The organism is Mycobacterium sp., from assembly GCF_049683355.1.
Lineage (GTDB): Bacteria > Actinomycetota > Actinomycetes > Mycobacteriales > Mycobacteriaceae > Mycobacterium.
This window is the reverse complement of sequence record NZ_JBAUJB010000072.1, coordinates 1-18435: the sequence shown is the minus strand read 5'-3', so window position 1 is coordinate 18435 and position 18435 is coordinate 1. Positions and strand designations below refer to the sequence as shown.

16 protein-coding genes are annotated in these 18435 nt (G+C 65.3%); 11 read left to right on the top strand and 5 right to left on the bottom strand.

The window, feature by feature from the left end:
* Positions 1 to 263: Maf family protein (locus WA944_RS04300; protein WP_526646428.1), on the top strand; the 263-nt coding region annotated here is incomplete at its 5' end.
* A gap of 1 nt (position 264) precedes the next feature.
* Here the strand turns inward: WA944_RS04300 and WA944_RS04295 are convergent.
* Positions 265 to 1329, bottom strand: a complete 1065-nt coding sequence (locus tag WA944_RS04295) for a glycosyltransferase (RefSeq protein WP_526371694.1) — start codon at positions 1327 to 1329, stop codon at positions 265 to 267.
* A 399-nt stretch (positions 1330 to 1728) separates the two neighbouring features.
* Here WA944_RS04295 and WA944_RS04290 point away from each other — a divergent pair, with 399 nt between their 5' ends.
* Positions 1729 to 2334 (top strand): acyltransferase, encoded by a 606-nt coding sequence (locus WA944_RS04290; protein ID WP_526371696.1) that lies wholly within the window; start codon positions 1729 to 1731, stop codon positions 2332 to 2334.
* Between the two features lie 3 nt (positions 2335 to 2337).
* On the opposite strand, the gene WA944_RS04285 is transcribed toward WA944_RS04290, so the two are convergent.
* The 4 genes from WA944_RS04285 to WA944_RS04270 all read right to left on the bottom strand — a co-directional run bounded on the left by WA944_RS04285 (position 2338) and on the right by WA944_RS04270 (position 7420).
* Positions 2338 to 3537 carry a lipase family protein gene (locus WA944_RS04285; RefSeq protein WP_526371698.1) on the bottom strand — a complete coding sequence of 400 codons (1200 nt, stop codon included), beginning with the start codon at positions 3535 to 3537 and terminating at the stop codon, positions 2338 to 2340.
* Between the two features lie 61 nt (positions 3538 to 3598).
* A complete protein-coding gene (locus WA944_RS04280) occupies positions 3599 to 4837 on the bottom strand; it encodes a lipase family protein (RefSeq protein ID WP_526371700.1) in 1239 nt (412 codons plus the stop codon).
* Entirely contained in the window at positions 4837 to 6048 is a 1212-nt protein-coding gene (locus WA944_RS04275; protein WP_526371702.1) for a lipase family protein, read from the bottom strand. Before WA944_RS04275 ends, WA944_RS04280 begins: the two co-directional genes overlap by 1 nt.
* A gap of 49 nt (positions 6049 to 6097) precedes the next feature.
* Positions 6098 to 7420, bottom strand: coding sequence for a tyrosine-protein kinase domain-containing protein (locus WA944_RS04270; protein WP_526610657.1), 1323 nt, complete (start codon positions 7418 to 7420; stop codon positions 6098 to 6100).
* A gap of 250 nt (positions 7421 to 7670) precedes the next feature.
* Here WA944_RS04270 and WA944_RS04265 point away from each other — a divergent pair, with 250 nt between their 5' ends.
* Genes WA944_RS04265 through WA944_RS04225 form a run of 9 tightly spaced genes read left to right on the top strand, consistent with a single transcriptional unit; the run spans position 7671 to position 17905 of the window.
* The gene (locus WA944_RS04265) at positions 7671 to 8663 is read left to right on the top strand and encodes a GDP-mannose 4,6-dehydratase (RefSeq protein ID WP_526372444.1); all 993 of its coding nucleotides are present in this window, start codon (positions 7671 to 7673) and stop codon (positions 8661 to 8663) included.
* On the top strand, positions 8660 to 9685 hold the full coding sequence (locus WA944_RS04260) for a GDP-mannose 4,6-dehydratase (protein ID WP_526372443.1): 1026 nt from the start codon (positions 8660 to 8662) through the stop codon (positions 9683 to 9685). The genes WA944_RS04265 and WA944_RS04260 overlap by 4 nt, the downstream gene beginning before the upstream one ends.
* Positions 9682 to 10227, top strand: a complete 546-nt coding sequence (locus tag WA944_RS04255; protein WP_526372442.1) for an acyltransferase — start codon at positions 9682 to 9684, stop codon at positions 10225 to 10227. Before WA944_RS04260 ends, WA944_RS04255 begins: the two co-directional genes overlap by 4 nt.
* A 29-nt stretch (positions 10228 to 10256) precedes the next feature.
* Positions 10257 to 11390 (top strand): glycosyltransferase family protein, encoded by a 1134-nt coding sequence (locus tag WA944_RS04250; RefSeq protein WP_526372441.1) that lies wholly within the window; start codon positions 10257 to 10259, stop codon positions 11388 to 11390.
* Positions 11378 to 12562 (top strand): lipopolysaccharide biosynthesis protein, encoded by a 1185-nt coding sequence (locus WA944_RS04245; protein WP_526372440.1) that lies wholly within the window; start codon positions 11378 to 11380, stop codon positions 12560 to 12562. The genes WA944_RS04250 and WA944_RS04245 overlap by 13 nt, the downstream gene beginning before the upstream one ends.
* Entirely contained in the window at positions 12559 to 13674 is a 1116-nt protein-coding gene (locus WA944_RS04240) for a glycosyltransferase (protein WP_526372439.1), read from the top strand. The genes WA944_RS04245 and WA944_RS04240 overlap by 4 nt, the downstream gene beginning before the upstream one ends.
* Positions 13671 to 15098, top strand: coding sequence for an O-antigen ligase family protein (locus WA944_RS04235; protein WP_526372438.1), 1428 nt, complete (start codon positions 13671 to 13673; stop codon positions 15096 to 15098). The genes WA944_RS04240 and WA944_RS04235 overlap by 4 nt, the downstream gene beginning before the upstream one ends.
* Positions 15091 to 16371, top strand: a complete 1281-nt coding sequence (locus WA944_RS04230; RefSeq protein WP_526610664.1) for an acyltransferase family protein — start codon at positions 15091 to 15093, stop codon at positions 16369 to 16371. Before WA944_RS04235 ends, WA944_RS04230 begins: the two co-directional genes overlap by 8 nt.
* A gap of 7 nt (positions 16372 to 16378) precedes the next feature.
* Positions 16379 to 17905 (top strand): cellulase family glycosylhydrolase, encoded by a 1527-nt coding sequence (locus WA944_RS04225; RefSeq protein ID WP_526372436.1) that lies wholly within the window; start codon positions 16379 to 16381, stop codon positions 17903 to 17905.
* The last annotated feature ends 530 nt before the right edge of the window (positions 17906 to 18435 follow it).

Genomic DNA, 18435 nt, shown 5'->3' with positions numbered 1-18435 from the left:
CAGGCGTCATCACCCACACCGCCAGCGACACCGGCAGCACCACTGTGCATTTCGGTACGCCCACCGAGGGTGAGCTGAATGCCTACGTCGACAGCGGCGAACCCGTCAACGTCGCAGGCGCCTTCACCCTGGACGGTTTGGGCGGCTGGTTCATCGACAAGATCGAGGGCGACCCGTCGAATGTCATCGGGCTCAGCCTGCCCCTGGTCCAGCGCATGGTGGCCCGCGTCGGTGTGCCGATATCAACCTTGTGGTGTACCTGATCTAGACATAGGCGGCGCGAGTCGCGGGGGCGCGGAGACCTGCGGGCGTCAACCTTTCGTAGGCGAACTCGTAGGCATGCTGCAGGTCTTCAGCCAACCGCTCGAACGAGTTTTCATCCGCCAGCGCCCTGGTCCGTTCGCGGACCGACTCACGAAACTCGTTGTCGCCGAAGAAACGTTCGACACGTGCGGCGACCAGCTCGGGTGACTCCCCGGCCACGTAGTAGCCCAGCGACTGCATGCTCGGAATAGTGCGGACCATCACCGGACACCCCGCCTCGGCGGCCTCCAGCGTCGCCAGCGGGCCGCCCTCCCACGCAGCGCTGTGCACATAGAGGCTGGCCGCGGCGAGCAGCTCCCTTGAGCGTTGATGGGGCACCCAGCCCGTGATCTCGACCCCGGCCTCCTCCAGGGCGTCCCGACCGTCATCACCGTCGCCGATCCATTGATAGCGAAACCGGCCGCGCCCCAACGCCATGCAGATGCGCGCGAAGAATTCGGGATCCTTCTGGGCGCAGATCCGGCCCAGCATAGCGATGATGGGTGGACTCGAGCCGGGGTTGGGAACAGAGGTAACGGAGCACTCCGGTGCGGCGTTGCGCACTTCGGCAGCGAGCATGGAAGGGTTCAGCTGGCGACCCAGTTCCATTTCGTGCGGGCTTACCGCGATCAGGACCTGATCGCGGCGCGCCAACGCCCACTCCAACGACCGGTAGCTGGCCCGTCGAAGCCCGGAGTGATTCGTCTCCATCGCGTAGCAGTGCGGTGAGTAGACGGTCTTGGTCGCGCGTGGCAAAAGACCCCGGATCAGTCCGGCGTAACTGGAGTGCAGGTGCACCAAGTCGAAGTCGCCCTCGGCAGCAAGCCGACTCGCACTGGTGAGAAAACCGACCATGCCGCCGGTGTAGTGGTCGAACTGAGCGGCCCTCGGTATGTCGACTGTCTCATGGCCCTTACGCAGGCGGACGTAGATCCTGTGTTCGTGCTGAGGCGTAGCTGCGACGAAGTTCACGATCGCAGTGCGAAGCCCTCCCCCAAAGGCCTCCGAGATGTGCAAGATTCGCATCCGAAGATCCTCAATCTGTAAATTGCTACCGACCGTGTAAATTCAGCAAACTCTTTCAAAATGGTATCAGGTATTTTCAGCTGGCATACCCGTTGGTGGCATGTGTTTTGGCACACATTCATGTCCTCAGCGTTAACACGCAGGACAGCGGTTCGGGACGCAAGTCCGCAAGTGTGGTTCGCGGGGTTTCCGTCGCTGCCGCGGCTGAACACCACCGAACGGAGCCGCTGATCACGTGGGGCACCGGCAACAGGCAGAGCTAGCCGCTACGCCGTAACATGACCTCGCCCGCGTCTGGGGGCATTCGGGGTGCGGTGCCGGCGGGATGTCCACCTGCGCACGGCGAACTCTGATGCTCAGCACGGCCGCCGCGGCCGCTAATGTGACCGAGGAGAAACGATGAGAAGTAGCAACGAGTCACCAGCCGTCGTCGGGGGCTATCGACGCCCGCCCCGACGAACGGCCGACCATATTCCGACCGATGCGCAGGAGCAGCTCGGCGAGCGGCTGTACAACGTGTTCATCACCCATGTGCCGTCACATTGGATTCGGCAGAGCTGGCTCCGGTTGTTCGGCGCGAAGATCGGCAGGAGAACGTCGATCATGATGCACACGCGGGTGCACGGCATCAAGCAGCTGACCATCGGGGACAACTGTTCGATCGGTTTCCGCTGCCTGCTCGACGCCCGGGGCGCGCTCACCATCGACGACTGCGTCGTGCTGGCCAGCGACGTCCAGATGATCACCGGCCATCATGTGGTCGACTCCGACGACTTCAGAATCGTGATGTCGCCCATCCACATCGCCCACCACGCGTGGATTGCGAGCCGTTCCACCATCGTGGCGGGCGTGGACATCGGCCCGGGAGCGGTCGTGGGCGCCTGCTCTCTGGTGCGCGACGACGTCGAGCCCATGGCGGTTGTCGCCGGGGTGCCGACACGGCAGGTCGGCATCCGCAATTCAAAGCTGCAGTACGCTCCGGACTTCCGGCCGCTGCTGTACTGAAATCTATCCGGCCCCACAGGTGTTCGGCGCCGGCATGTCCTGGAACCGCTCCCCCAGCCAGCCGAGGTAGGCGCTGCCGTCGATGTCGCCGTGTCCTCTGTCTTCCTGGAAGAACGCCTCGATGGTGTCCCCCATCGCGCACGCTCGGGAAATGGCGGCGGCCGTCCACTCCGGGTTGATGTAGGTGTCCTCGCCCCCGTAGTAGATCTGCATCGGCGCGGCCGCCCGCTGCTGCGGAAGTGCCATCTGCTGCAGGATTTCGGCTAACCGCCGCTCGGCTTCGGGTGTCGCCGGACGGAGGTCGTCGGCGGGGACGTCGGCGAGAATCGCGGCCCGCCGCTCGGCTTCCGGCCCCGAACACGCGCTGAGCACGTCCCAATTGTCCTTGACTATCCCGCGCCGGTAGTCGTCGATGTTGAAATCGGGATACGAGCGCTCCAGCCCCATCAAGACCCAGATGTAGGCCGCCTGCTGGTCCTTGCTCAGCGACCCGTCAGCGGCTGCGGCCGCGAAGCCGGAAATATCGGCTGCGGGAACCAGACTCACCGACCCGACCAGGTCCAGCTCCGTTGCGTACGTCGCGGCTTGTTCGTTGGCGGCCCACGCGGCGCCACCACCCTGAGAGCCTCCGAACACCGCCCATGCCTCGGAGATGCCGTGGAACACCTTGCGCAGCGCCCGCACCGAGTCGATGACGTTCAAGCCCGCCGTCTTGGCATCGAGGTACGGGTGCGCCCCGGGGTGACCGAGCCCCTGATAGTCGGCTGCGGCCACGGCGAATCCGAGGTCGAGGTACTTGGCGATCAAACCGGACGCGCCGAACAAATCCGGCGACTGCGAGGGCCCGCAGGCGGGATTGATACCGCTGGTGCCGTGCGCGAACGCGATCACCGGCCACCCGCCCGCAGGCGGCTTACCAACGGGAACGAACACCGCGCCGCTCACCTCGGTGGGCTGTCCGTCGATACCCGACGTCGACCGGTAGACGACACGGGCCGCCTGGCCCCCGAGCTTGCGAATCTCGCGGTCGATGTTCGGTATGGTCTTCGCTTCGACGACCGAACCGGGCCCCGAGCCGGACAAGTCCGCAGAGGCCACATCGATCGGTGGCGTCTGCGCGACGCCGTCCGAACGTTGGGTGCAGCCCGCCGCACCCACGAGCGCGACGAGGAGCAAGCACGCGGCCAGAGCGGTCCTAGTCAATTGGCATACCTCCGTTGAATATTGACCCTCGGTGCTGAACTCTCTGACCGACCGCGGTCGGCTACGTGTCAAAGCAGGTGTCGGGCGGCGGCAGCCCCTCCATCCGCCCCATCAGCCAGCCCGCGAAGTCGCCGATATCCAGATCCAGATGCCCCTTCTCCGGCTGGAGAACCGCCGCCACCTTCGTCCCCATCGCGCATGCCCTGCCGATCGCCGCACGGGTCCACTCCGGGTCCACGTAGGTGTCGGACCCCCCGTAGATCACCAGCATGGGGGCCGCTCCGCGCTGCTGCGGCAGAGCCATCTCCCGGAAGGTCTCCGCGAGGCGTTCCGTGCTTTCCGGCGATGACGGGACCAGATCTTCGGCCTCCAGTTCGAACAGAGCCAGCACCCGCTCGCGCGAAGCATTGGCCGAGCAGCCGCGCAGCACATCCCACTTCTGCTCGGCCACCCCGTGCCGATACTGGTCGATCGGGAATTCGGGGCGGGTGTTCTCGATGCCCATCAACATCCAGATGTAGACGCCCATCTGGTCCCGGGTCAGCCGCTGCTGCGCCGCAGCGTAGGCCATCCCGGTCATGTCCGCCATCGGGCCAAGCACCACGGCGCCAACCAGATCGAGGTCGTCGCCGTAGGTCGAGGCCTGCTCGTTGGCCGCCCAGGACGCGCCCCCGCCCTGCGAGCCGCCCATCACCGCCCACCTGGTCGACACGTTCTTCGACACCTTGCGCAGCGCCCGCACCGAGTCGATGACATTCATACCCGCGGTCTTGGCATCCAGGTAGGGATGCGCACCGGGCGCGCCGAGCCCCTGATAGTCCGCCACCGTCACCGCGTAGCCGAGTTGCAGATATCCGGCCACGAGTCCGACCGACTCCAGCAGATCGGTCGACAGGGAGGGCGCGCATTCCGGACTGATCCCTGTGGTGCCGTGGGCCAGTGCGATAACCGGCCAACCCCCCGTCGGTGGCCTGCCCGCCGGAACGAACCCCGTGCCGGACACCTCGGTGGCGGACCCGTCGATGCCCGACGTGGACCGATAGACGATCTTGACGGCGGTGGCCCCCAACCTCTTGACGGACACGTCGACATCGTGGAACACCTCGGTCTCGACCAGCGATCCCGGCCCCTGACTATCCGACTCCGACGTCGCAGGCTGCTCGTCGACATCGGCGTAGATCTGGGTCCCGGGAAGTTGCGCACAACCTACGGCAGCGATCATCACCAGCACGGCGACACCGGTCGACATCGCCTTCGCCGACCAACGGGGCCCCAGCCGTATCGGCACCGAAACCCTCATCAGCCCGCCCCCGCCGGGTGCGGCCCGCACTGGTTGATCGGTGCTTGACGGTCAAATCGCTCCCGAATCCACGGGAACGCCATCGATGCGTCGATGGTGTCATGCCCCGCACCGGCGCGCGGCACCCACTGGATGGTGTCCCCCATCGCACACCCTTCCTGGATCGCCCGCTCCACCCAGGGCTGGTCCACCAGCCTGTCGGCTGTGCCGTAGAGCACCAACATCGGCGCGGCCATCCGCTGCTGCGGCACCGCCAATTCCTTTAGCAGGGAGGCCATTTCCCGCTCAGCGGCGTCGTCGACGGGCTTCATGTCCGCGGGATCGGCGGACTCCAAGACCTCCAACGCGTCCCGCACCCCTGGGCCATTGCAGACGATGAGCAGGTCGCGATTGTCGTAGATCGACCCGCGCATGAACCGCTGCAGGTCGAGCTCGGGATGCGTCGTGCGCTTCAGCCCCATGATCGCCAGGAAGTACAGATGGAGTTGATCGTGGGTGAGGTTGCCGGCCGCAGCTTTTCGCGGCAGTTCGGAGACGTCGACCACCGGAACCCACGCGGCGGCCCCCACCAGCTCGAGATCCGCTCCGTACGTCGAGGCCTGTTCATTGGCTGCCCACGTCGCCAGTCCGCCCAGCGAACCGCCGAACGCCGCCCAGCGCGGGCCGATGTCGGGTCGGATTCCGCGAGCGGCACGAACCGCGTCGATCACGTTGCGCCCCAGTGCCTCCGCATTGAGAAACGCATGGGGGCCAACACCGCCAAGCCCCTCGTAGTCGGACGCAACAACGACATATCCGTGCAAGAGCAGCACCGAGATGGGCAGCCACTGGCTCAGCATGTCGTCATACAGCGACGGTCCGCAGTCCTTGTCGATCCCGGTGTTGCCGTGGTTGAAGGCGATGACGTCCCAGCCCCGATCCGGCGGATCGCCGCCGGGCACCAGAACCACCCCGGTGACCTCGACCGGCCTGTCGTCGATGGCCGAGGTCGACAGATACCGGATACGCCACGCATTGGCTCCGCTGATCGTGATGCGCGGGTCGATCAGATCGAAGTCGTCGAGCTCGACCAGCGACCCCGGCTCTACGCCGCCCAGCTGCGGGTAACCCTCGGCGGTTGCGGGCGGCGGAGCCGGCCGTTGGGGCTTCTGTGTGGTCACAACAACCGGCTGACGGGCGGTTTCGGGCGGCGGGGCGATGCAGCCAGCCATGGTCATCACCGCCGCTGCCGCCACCAGCAGGCGAAGCAAAACCGTTCTGCTAGTTGCCATCTGATTGCGCCACCCCGGTGACGATCACCCCGGAGACCTGGCACTTGGCGGCTCGCGCCCTGTCGGCGGCCGCCGACACCTGTTTGGCGGTCGTCACATTCTGCCGGCTCACCAACAGGATGCCGTCGGCATGACCGGCGAGCACGATGGCGTCGCTGTACGGCAACACCGGACGGCCATCGATGATGACGAGGTCGTACTCGCTGGTCAGGACCTTGATTACGGTGGCCAGCGATTCAGCCGCAAGCAACTCGCTGGGAGAGTCGACACTCGCACCGGCAGGCAGCGCGTAGAAGCCCTCCACCTCGGTCTTCGCGACGAGTTCAGCTGGCGGCGCGACACCCTCGAGCACATCACGCAGTCCGCTGCTGTCCTCCAGGTTCAGCCGTTTCGATGCCGACCGCTCCCGCAGGTCGGCATCGACGAGCACGACCGACCGGCCGGTCTCGGCGATGGCCGCGGCCAGTCCCAAGCTGACCGTCGTCGCACCGACACCGGAACTGGCGCCGGCGACCACAAGTGCGCCCGTCTCGCTCTGCCCACCGGCGGCAAGCACGTTGGCGCGCAGCACCCGAAACGCTTCGGCGGTGGCGGGCTGCGCCGGGGCGAAGGGAATGCCGGCAGTGTCGCCGTCGGCTCCACCCCCACCGGGTATCGTGCCGGCCAGTCCGGCGCCGGCCGCATCGGCCGCGCCCTGCGGGGTTCGCACAGAACCGTCCAACTTGTCCCGCACCACCGCGGCCACCAAACCGAAAAACAGCCCGGCCAAGGCCCCCACCAACAGATTTCGGGTCCAGTTGGGCACCGCTGCCATCGCTGGGATCTGCGCCTCGTGCACCAACGCCGCCGTCGCCGCTGGAGATCCGCCGCGCACCGACGTCTCCAGCTCTTCGACGACCTGCGTCGTCTGCAGTGCCACCGCGTTGGCGAGATCGGTCGCCAGCTCAGGGTCCGGGTCACTCACCGAGATGTTCAGCAGCACCGTGTCGGGGACGGGTTCGGCAGCAACAGCGCTCATCAACGCGCTCGCCGGCATGTCGATCTGCAGCTGTTCGACCGCCCGCTGCGCGACCTGCGCGCCCGCCGCCAGGTTGGCGTACGAGACCACGCGTTCTTCGCCGAACAAGTTGCCCTGATAGGCCTCGACCACCGAGGCGCCACCTGTTGTGGTGACAAAGAGTTGCGCAGTGGAAACGAACTGGGGCTGGGTGACCGCGGACAGCGCCGCCGCGCACCCAATTCCCAAGACGAAAGTGGCAACCACGGTGACCCACCTGCGACGCCAGGCCGACAAGTAGCCGAGGATGTCCACGGGCACTCCCTAGGTTCGAGTTTCGACTGCTTCGCCAAACGATAGTCGGGTTTGCACAAGTCCGAAACTCACGTTGCGCGCAAATCACACTCGGCATCTAGAATGGTCCATAAGCCAACACTGTCACCATCATGTGAAACCCTGGCAACATCGCCGAGTAGTTGGCGATTGTAGCCAGAATCACTCCCAATGCGACACTGTCACCGCGTCCAGCGGGGGGCGGGACAGCTCTAGTGCTGAGAGGAAAACTGTGCCGAACGCGCTCATCACCGGCGTCACAGGTCAGGATGGCCTATATCTGTCGGAACTTCTCCATCAGAACGGCTACCGGGTGTTCGGCCTGGTTCGCGGGCAGAACAATCCCAAGGCGGCCATGCTGGCCGAGACATGCCCATTTGTCGAGGTGCTGAGCGGAAACTTGCTGGACCTGTCGAGCGTTGTGAGAGCAGTCACATACGCCGAACCAGACGAGGTCTACAACCTCGGCGCGGTGTCCTTTGTCGCCTACTCTTGGCAGAACGCCCGCCTCACCACTGACGTCACCGGCGGCGGGGTGCTGAACATGCTGGAAGCGGTCCGCTTCTACCAGGACAACACCGGCCGTCCAGTGCGGTTCTACCAGGCGTCGAGTTCGGAAATGTTCGGCAAGGTGCAGGAAGTCCCGCAGCGCGAGACGACGCTGCTCTGGCCGCGGTCACCATACGGGGTGGCCAAAGTGTTCGGCCACTACATGACGATCAACTACCGCGAGTCATACGGAATGCACGCAAGCTCGGGAATCTTGTTCAACCACGAATCACCCCGGCGTGGACCGGAGTTCGTCACCCGGAAGATCGCGCAAGCTGTCGCGCGCATCAGTCTCGGGTTGCAGGACAAGATCGTGCTGGGCAACCTGGACGCCAAACGCGACTGGGGTTTCGCTGGCGACTACGTGCGCGCGATGTGGCTGATGCTGCAGCAGGACAAGGCCGACGACTACGTGATCTCCACCGGCGAGACGCATTCGATCCGCGATCTGCTCGACATCGCTTTCGCCGAGATCGGAATCGACGACTGGGAACCCTTCGTGGAAGTCGACGAGCGCTTCATGCGCCCGGCCGAGGTCGACCTGCTGATGGGCGACTCCTCGAAAGCGCAACAACAATTGGGCTGGAAACCCAGCGTGTCGTTCCCGGAGTTGGTGCAGATGATGGTCCACGCGGACATCGACGACCAGCGGAAGCGAGCATCCGATCACCGATGACGGGCAACGAACGGAAGGCACTGGTGACCGGCGCCGCCGGACAGGACGGTACGTTCCTCAGCCGCGAGCTCAGCGCCAGCGGCTGGCAGACCGTGGGCGTGGTGGCCCCCGAGGGGATCACCCACCCGAATGCCGATGAGCTATCGCGGCTTCCCGGTGTGTCGCTGCGTGAACTCGATCTCTCCGACGCCGGCGATTGTCGGCAGTTGATCGCCGACGTCCGCCCCGATGCGGTGTTCCATCTGGCCGGTGTCTCCTCGGTGGCATCCTCGTGGGAATCCCCGGTCGAGACCGCGCAGGTCAACGCTGTGGCCTCTACTGCTCTGATGGCCGAATCCTTGGAGCTGACCAACCGAGGCGGACACGAGGTGAGGTTCGTCAACGCGTCCAGCGGGGAGATCTTCGCCGGGGCGGGCACGACTCCTCAGGACGAATCCACCAGGATCTGCCCGGTCTCGCCCTACGGCGCCACCAAGGCGATGGCGCACACGATGGGTGCAGCACTGCGCAGCCGGGGCCTTCGACTGAGCAACGCAATCCTGTTCAACCACGAGTCCCCGCTGCGTTCAGCCACGTTCGTCACCCGCAAGATCACCTCCGGTGTCGCCGCGATCGCCGCCGGTAAGCAGCACACGCTGCGCCTGGGGAATCTCGAAGCACGCCGCGATTGGGGCTGGGCACCCGACTACGTCGACTGCATGATCCGGATGGCCGCGCACGACACGCCCGACGATTTCGTGGTCGCCAGCGGCGAGGCGCACTCCGTTCGCGACTTCGTCGCCGCCGCCTTCTCCGCCGCCGGGATCGACGACTGGAAAGACCATGTCGAGGTCGACAGCACGCTGGTACGTCCCGCCGACGCCGTCGAGCTCGTGGGTGACGCCACCAAGGCGCGCCGCGAATTGGGCTGGCGCCCCACGAAGTCCTTCACACAGTTGGTCGCCGCGATGGTCCAGTTCGACCTGGCGCTGCTCGGTCGGACGGGACGTGCGACCGGCGGCGCGACGGAAGTGAAACCATGACCGACCAATATCGCTCCACCCGAAAAGAGCAGCTCGGCGAAAGGCTGTTCAACTACCTGGTCACCCACATTCCGTCGCACACCATCAGGCAGGCATTCCTGCGCTTCTTCGGCGTGACGATCGGCCGCGACGCCTCGATCATGATGGGCACCACAATATTCGGACTCACCCGTTTGACCATCGGCAACAACTGCTCGATCGGATTCGACGTCCTGCTCGACGCGCGTGGCGGGCTGACCATCGACGACGACGTCGTGTTGGCCTCCGATGTCCAGATCATCACCGGTAAGCACCTCATCGACAGCGACGACTTCGACATCGAACTACGCCCGGTCCACATCAAACACCACGCCTGGATCGCCAGCCGCGCCACCGTGCTGCAGGACGTGACGATCGGTGTCGGCGGGGTCGTCGGCGCCTGTTCAATGGTCATCGCCGACGTGGACGACATGTCCGTCGTCGCCGGAATCCCGGCCAAGCCCAGGACGAAACGCGAATCCGCGCTTTCCTACCATCCAAAATTTCGGCCGTTGTTGTACTGAGCAAGGGGCCACCGATGAATATCGACGCCATGACCACGAGCGGGGACCGGGCGGGCCCCGCCGCGACCTCTCCTCTGAGCGGCACCCGGTTGATCTATGTGTCCCCCGCGCCCGGGCGAAGCGGGGTTGGAGACTACGCCCAGGACTTCGTCGATCAGATCCGGCCCCACTTCCGCGAGGTGACCGAATACTGGATCTCCTCCGACGGTGACGAAACGTTCACCGGCGTCCTGTCCGACGTGCGGCAGATCCGTCGGTTGGCGAAGCAGCAGTCCGCGGCCGGCCCGGTCGTGGTGCATTTCGAACAGAGCGCCGGATCGCTGGCGCCGTTCTGGGGTTCGATTCTGCCGCGGTCCATCCCGGTGACCGCCACCGTGCATGACGCCCCCCAGCCGGTGTGGTGGCCGTTCAAGACGCGGTTGTTGACGCGCCACCGCCTGCTGCACCACGGCGCCCACTATCCGCTGCGGCCCGCCATCAACGCATTGCAACGGCGCGTCTCCAACGGCCGGATCGTGTTCACTCTCACCTCCATCGGAGCAGACAACTACCAGGCGCGCCAGCCCGGCTGCGATGCACGGGCCTCCCGGATCTTCATCCCGCCACGGCCCCCGATCCGTCCGCTGACCGACCGGCCGATGGCCGTCGGGATGTTCGGCCACGTCTACAAGGGCAAAGGCTTCGATCTGGCCGAGCGGCTGCGGGAGCTTCTCGACGACGACATCGAGATCGTGCTGGCCGGCCGTGGCACCGCGGCGTTGCCCGCGCGGCCCGGCGTCCGCGTGCTCGGCGAGGTCAACGGACCCGACGAGGATGCGTTCTTCGATTCGATCCGTTTCCTGATCGTCCCGTACTCGAAGGACAACCGCTACGGGAAGGCCTACGCCGCTTCCAGTGCCGTGACCCGTTCGTTCGCGTACGGAACACCGATCATCTGCATCCTCGACGGGTCCCTGACCGAGACTGCCACCGAGGGCGGCGCCCTCAGCGTCGACGGCGGGATCGACGCGATCGCGCGCAAAGCCAACGCGGCCGTCGGCGACGACGACACCCTGCGCAAGCTCGCCGTCGAGGTCGCCGGCCTGCAGCAGGAACGGACACTGGAGCGCTGTGTCGTGCCGTTCCTGCAGGCGTGGGTAGAGATCAGCCAGTGCAGGACCTGAGAGCCAGGGCCGCCGACAGCCGCGCGTTCCGCGCCGCGCTGGCGTCCTTCTGGAACTACAGCAGCCGAGTGGTCGGCCTTGGCTGGACCGCGCTGCTGATCGGCAACCTCGGAATCGCCGACTACGGCCAATACGCCATCGCGGTGGCAGCCGCGGCCATCATCAATGCCGCCATCGACAACGCCTTCTACGTTCGGTCGCTGCGCGTCGACGAGCACCGTTACGAACGCGAGCGGTCCGCCCGGGTGATGTTCGGGGTCGGCGTCGCGGTGGTCGGGGTGTTGTGCTTCCAACAGTGGTACATCGTCGGATTCGCGATCATCGTCGCAGCTGGCGAACTACTGTTCAACACCTTCAAAAGCCAGTACCTGCGGCAGAGCCGACCCGATACCGCCATGCGCTTCGACGCAGTCAGACAACTGACGAGCATCGCGCTGGGCGCGGTCGCAATCATGTTCGCCGGGGCCGGACTTCATGCGGCGTCGTGGCTGTATGTCGCCCCGTACCTTGTCGTCCTGCTGGTATGCCTGCGCTACATTCCCGGCGGAAAGCCCGCCGCGCCAGGCGGGCTCCGCGAGTTCGGCATGCTGTCCGCTGAAGCGTTCGCCGCCGCCATCTACTCCCAGGGCGATCTGCTGGTCCTCGGCGCCCTTGCCGGCGAACGCGTGGCCGGGCTCTACTCAGTGGCGCTGGTCACCGGCCTCGCCATCTCGATGATCGGACAGAACTTCGCGAACACCTACATCGATGTGCTGCGCGCCGCGAAAGGGCATCTGAGCTCGGCACCACCAGCCAAGCACCTCATCCGGGTGGCATTGCTGACCGGCGGGGCCATGGCCACAATCGGAATCGGCATCCTGATCTGGGGCCGCGCCGACGAAGTGGCCATCGTCATGCTGATCATGTCGACTTGGGTGTTCGCGCGGTCGATCAATCACGCGTTCATCGTCATCCTGTTCCTCCAACGCCGTGACGGGCTGCGGGTCCGGTCCACCGCCACCGCGGCCGCAGCCAAGATCGCGCTGCTGTTTCCCGCCATCCACCTGCTCGGCGCCTACGGCGCCGCGATCACGTGTGTGGTGTGCGAGTTGACGCTGCTCGCCTGGTACCGACACGCCATCTATAAGTCGGGCGCCGGCAGCGTCCCCGAGGAAGAGGTGCTCCGGCCATGATCGCCACCTTCGTGCTTCCCAAGGACCCCAGCCATGAGTCCACCGGCGACCTGACGATGGCGAAACTGGTCATGGAGCTAGCCCAAGAGTCGTTCCAGACCAAGGTGATCTGCCTGTCGACGAAACCGCAATCCACCACCGACGGCCACATTCGCGTGCCCAAAGAGAACCCCCGCACCGGGCGGATACTGGCCAAGAGCCTGCGGCGAGGGCGCAGCCTGGTGCACACCCGGTTTGCCTTGGACGGCCTGGTGCAGGCGATCGACGCCAGCGACAGCGACGTCTACGTCGCCGACCACAGCTATATGGCAGAAGCCGTACTGGCGTCGAACCAGTTTCAGAGCCACGGCGACGGGACCTCCAATCTCGCGGTGAGCACCGTTGTACCCGAAGCCCTGGTGTGGCGCGCGACGCGAGGGCTCGTCGGGCGCATCGACGCGCGCCGCATCACCCGCGACGAGGTCCGGGTGGCCAGACGGGCATACACCGTGGGCACCTACGACCTGGCCGAAGCGCAGTTCTACCGCAGCCAGGGGATACCGCGCTCGCACTGGCTGGATCTGACCCTGCCGCCCAAGGAGAAGATCCCGGTCGACCAGTCCGGCCGCATCCTGGTCTTCGTCGGCGATCGCCGCTGGGCGCCCAACCAAGAGGCCTTCGAGACGCTCGTTCGATGGTGGCCGCAGATCTCCGAAGGGATCACCGATGCACGGCTTTTCGTCGTCGGCGCGGCGGATCCCAGTGCCAAACCACAGCAACTGCCCCCGGGCATGCAGGACGTCGGGTTCGTCGATGACCTCGATGCGCTGCTGTCGCGATGCCGCGCGCTGGTCGCCCCGATCAAGACCGGTGGCGGGGTCCGGGTCAAGATCCTCGACACCGTCTGCCGCGGTCTCCCGGTGGTGGGCACCACGGCGGCGGTGGGTTCGCTCGGCGATGTGTTCGGCATCGACAAGATCGATGAAGATCGAGCATTCGCGGACAGATGCCGGCAGTATCTGCTCGACCGGACGTCGGCTACCGCAGACGGCGAAGCGTTGTATGCCAAGAACGCGGCACGGTGGCAGGCCGGTAAGCCGCATGCCGCGGTCCACGATTGGCTGAAACCATGAGCAACCCCGACCGAACGCGGGGGCGGGCGTTGTCGACCGCGGTCCTCGGCGCCTCGGCAGGGCTCACCATACTCGCGACGGTGCTGATGACTCGCGACGCCCAGGTTGTCCAAGTCGCGGGCTTCGCGCTGTTGCTCCTGGTGGCCGGCCTCGCGGTGACGGTGCTGCAGCCACGGCTGATCTACGCGTCGATGGCCTTCACCCTCGGCGCCATACCGTTCGGCATCATCCCCGGCGTCGGGCAGCCGATCATTTTTGTCCTCGCCGTTGCGGTGTGGGGCGCTGTTCTCACCCATCCGATCGCCCAGACCCGCACCAGCCCACTGGAATTCGCTGTCTTCACATTGGTTGTCGTATCCCTGATATCGGTGGTCGTCACCGGTGACGGCGCCGTGCATCTGATCGAATTCGCCAAATGGCTGCTCGCCACCTCGATCGTCTTCGCCCTGCTGCGCCTCGACCATGACGACCTGCGCCTGTTCGGGCTGTGGTTCGTCCACGGCGTCGCCATCGCGGCAGGGTTCGCTCTTGCCGTGTTCTTCCTAGACAAGGCCGGCACGACACTCAACTACCTGTCGATCATCGGCTACGGCCGTACCGGCACGATCGGGACACACCTGCGGTTCTACGTGATGGACAACAGCACCGTGGTCCGGCTTACCGGAACGTATGTGGACCCCAACGCCGCAGGCATCTTCCTGCTGGTCGGACTGGCGCTGGCAGTGGCGATGCTGCGGGGCTGGCATCGGCTGCTGCTGGGCGGAGTGATCTTGAGCGCACTGATCATCACGTTGAGCAGATCCGCGATCTTCTCGGTGCTCGTCGCGATCGTGCTGCTGCTGATATTTCAGAAGATGAGTCTGGACAAGAAGACCGCCGCACTCGCAGCGTCCCTAGTGACAGCAGCCGTGCTGATGACCGTTCCGGCGGTCTACAGCAGGATCTTCGATTCGTTCTCGTCCTCGGACAAGGGCTCCACCGACCGGGCCGACGCACTGGCCAACTATCTGGACTCGATGGCCGGGTACTGGTGGTTCGGCCGAGGATGGGGAATCCCCGAGTTCACCGACGAGGTGGTCGGCTACGAGACCAACTACGTAGCCAACAGCCCACTGCTCGCGGTGTACCGCGGCGGGTTATTTGTCGGGGCGGCGTTTCTCGCCGTCTTGATCGTCGCCGCCGTGCTCGCTTACCGGAGGTCCAGACGCGAACCCTGGGAGACCGGTGTGATCGGCGCGGCATTCGTGGCCTTCGCGCTGGTAGGTCTGCAACTCGATTTTCCCATCGTCACCCACACTCCGCTGACGATGGTCTTCAGCGTGTTCGTCGTCTTCCTGATCGCGAACCCGATAGACCCCCTCCCCCGTTCACCCGAGCCGGTCACAACGACGGCCCCGAAACAAGGGCTGGCAGCGTATGGCTGATTCACTCGACGAAACCCGGCACCTACGCACCGATCCGGCTACGCCGTCCGGCGACGCCCGAATCCCCCTGCCCACCGACGAAGCACCCAAACGGCTCAAACCCGCTCTGCGACTGGCCGGGCTGGAAGGTCCACGCGGTGTCGGATGCCTGTCGGTGGTGTTGGTGCATGTCGCCGTCTACTTCACTCCGAACGTGCTGGCCACGACGCGGCTCGACTTCCTCGGCCAGGCGCTCACGTTCTTCTTCGTATTGTCCGGATTCTTGTTGTACATGCCCTACGTGAAGCGGCTCCAGCAGGGCGGCGAGATACCAGACACCCGGGAGTATTTGCGCCACCGGATATTACGCGTCTTCCCCGCCTACCTGGTGATCTTCCTCATCGCCAACTTCGCGCTCCGTGCAGTGTATGTCGAGAACCCGTTCGCGCACTCGGGTGACCCCGGCGAGGGAGCCGGGATGATCACCGATCCCCTGAAACTGCTCGCACAGTTGACGCTCACACAGTCCCTCTTCCCGTGGACGCTGCAGACGGGCATCAGCCCGAGCTGGTCGCTGACCACCGAGTTCGGCTTCTATCTGACGCTACCGCTGCTGGGGATCGCCTTGTTCTCCTGCCGCGCCAGGATCAACCGTCCCCTGCGGGCCGCGATGTGGCCGGCGATCGCGTTACTTGGGCTAGGTGTCGTCACCAACACCATCGTCGGATGGCTGCAACTCTCGCACTATTCCGACAACCCGCTGCGGGGCTATTGGGGCGACAACTGGGTTGCGGTGCTCTCCCGCAGCTTCCTCGCGTTGAGCGACACCTTTGCCTTCGGCATGATCGCTGCGATCATCTATGTCGCGCTGGTCGGCGGCAAGTGGGATCGGGTGTCGACGGGACGACTCCAATTGACCACTGCGGCAGTGATGGTCGCTGGACTGCTGGTGTCGTTCGTGTTGTTCGCCACCTATCCTCACTATCTTTCCACCGTATTCGCCTTGGCCTCGGGGGCATTCATCCTGCTGATCGTTGCTCCCCTGGCGCGCGGAGAACGCTCAGGCATCGCCAACGTGACGGACTGGCGACCCATTCGATACATCGGCAAAATCTCGCTGTCCGCCTATCTGTGGCACTATCCGATCCTGATCCTCGTTGAGAGAGCAGGTTTGTCCGTACCGGACAACGCTTTCGGCATAGCGGTCGCCTTCGTGATCGTCTCAGCTCTGACCATCGCGGCGGCATCTGTCACCTACCGGTGGGTCGAGGTGCCCGCCATGAGGTTGCGGTGATCGACGCATGGATGGGTTCAGGCCACAGCTAGGCCGCCGCGAGTTCCTGGCCGCGACAGCGCTGGCGGGAGCCCAGATCGTCGGCTGCTCCTCGCCGACCAACCAAACGGAGATCGCCGAGCAGTCGCCCAGCGGCGCGCGGCGCTCGACCCCGGTCGGTTTCGCCCTCGGCTCCACGGTGCTGTGGGCGACCGAAGACGAACTGCAGACCACCATGGACCAGGTGGCCGACGCCGGCGCCACCTGGATCAGGTTCGACGTCTCGTGGACATTCGGCGAGCCGACCCCGGGTCAACTTGACTGGACGGCGAGCGACCGGGTCGTCGAGGCCGCCACCAATCGGAATCTGCAGATACTTGCCACGGTGACGAACTCCCCGGCGTGGGCCGCGCAGAACGCACTCCGGCAGACCAGCCGGCCGGCCGTCCCCGCGCGGTACGCGGAGTTCGCCGGCGAAGTCGCCGGCCACTACGCCGGAGATGTGCAGCACTACGAGATATGGAACGAGCCCAACGGTCGGCTCTTCTTCGAGCCGGACCCTGATCCGGCCATCTACACCGCGATGGTCCGCGAGGCCTACGCCGCGATCAAGTCTGTGGACCCCGGGGCCGTGGTCGTCGCGGGATCCCTCGGCGCGACAAACCCGACGCCAGGCAACATCGCGCCCGTCGAGTTCCTGAGCCAGATGTATGCCGCGGGCGTAGCCGGCAGCTTCGACGCATTGTCCTACCACCCTTATGATTTCGTCGCCCCGCTCGCGGTGGGGGCGCTGCACCCCAATTCGCCCACGCAGCAGATGGTGGCCATGCGCGAGTTGATGGCAGCGAACGGAGACGGCGGAAAGACGATCTGGCTCACCGAGTACGGTGCCCCGAGCAGCGTGGTGGGACCGGACCGCCAGGCCACCCTCGTCGTCGATTCGGTCCGGCAATGGCCCGAGGTCAGCTTGAGCGGCCCATTCTTCGTGTACGCACTGCGCGACAGCGGAACCGACCCCACCGATCCGCACACCGGGTTCGGTCTGATCGCCACGGACTCGACGCCCAAGCCCGCCTTCAACGCCCTGAAGGCCGCACAGAACGCGGGTAACCCGGCGCGAGAGCTATTCACGGAATTCGCCGCGGTGCCCGACGAGTCCCTCGGGCTCGCGGTTACTCCAGTATTCTCGGTGTCCGGTGGCCACGGTCAGCAATTCGAGCGCGGGACCCGCTACCTGACTCCAGGCGGGTACTTCAATTCGCCACCGGCGGTGGCGGCACTGGCCAGGGAGTGGCAGATCGCACCGATCAGCGAGTTCACCGACGGCTACCAGGACTTCGCCGTGCCGGACGGGGCGCGAATCTTCTCCAGCCAGGCCACCGGCACCCACATCGTCCTGGGGGCGATCCTGGCGGCCTGGGAGCCGCGACTCGGTCTGGCAGTATCCGACGAGTACGAACTGCACGAAGGGACATCGCCTCGCCGTGCAGTCGACTTCGAACACGGCTGGATCACGTGGGCACCAGGTGTGGGCGCTGTCGTCGAGGTTCGATGAGCCCTCGGCGGCGGTGGGGGCCGTCCGGCAGTGGCAGTGCTCGACACCATGCCAGCAACCCATAATGGCTTCACTAGCAATCCCGGGATCAACGCCTGGCGACCCGGCGCGGCGCCGCACCTCGACCGCGCACAAAGAAGCCCAACTCGACAATCAACGCCGCCGCAGTGTGAGGCAGATCTCGTCACATCTAAGTAACAGACTCATTGCTAGCAATCGCCTGACGCACCAGCCGTAGTTTACTAATCCGCCTTTAACACTCATTTTCACCTGACGTCAATAGCTCATAGCAATGGCAAGAGGCTTTGCCTGAGGCTCTGCTCGTACTGGAACAGCTACACGATGACGCCGTTAGCCAGCCACCTTCAGGTCGCAGTCACACCTGAGGTGGAAGAGGCCCTTCTATCCCGCTTTCCGCACTTGTGGTGCCTGTTTTGGCTCCCCCATCGGCCTGGGCTTGTGATCAGGCACTGGTGTAGGCGGTGTGCGGGATGTCGAGCAGGTCGAGCACGAGGGCTTGTAGCTCGCTG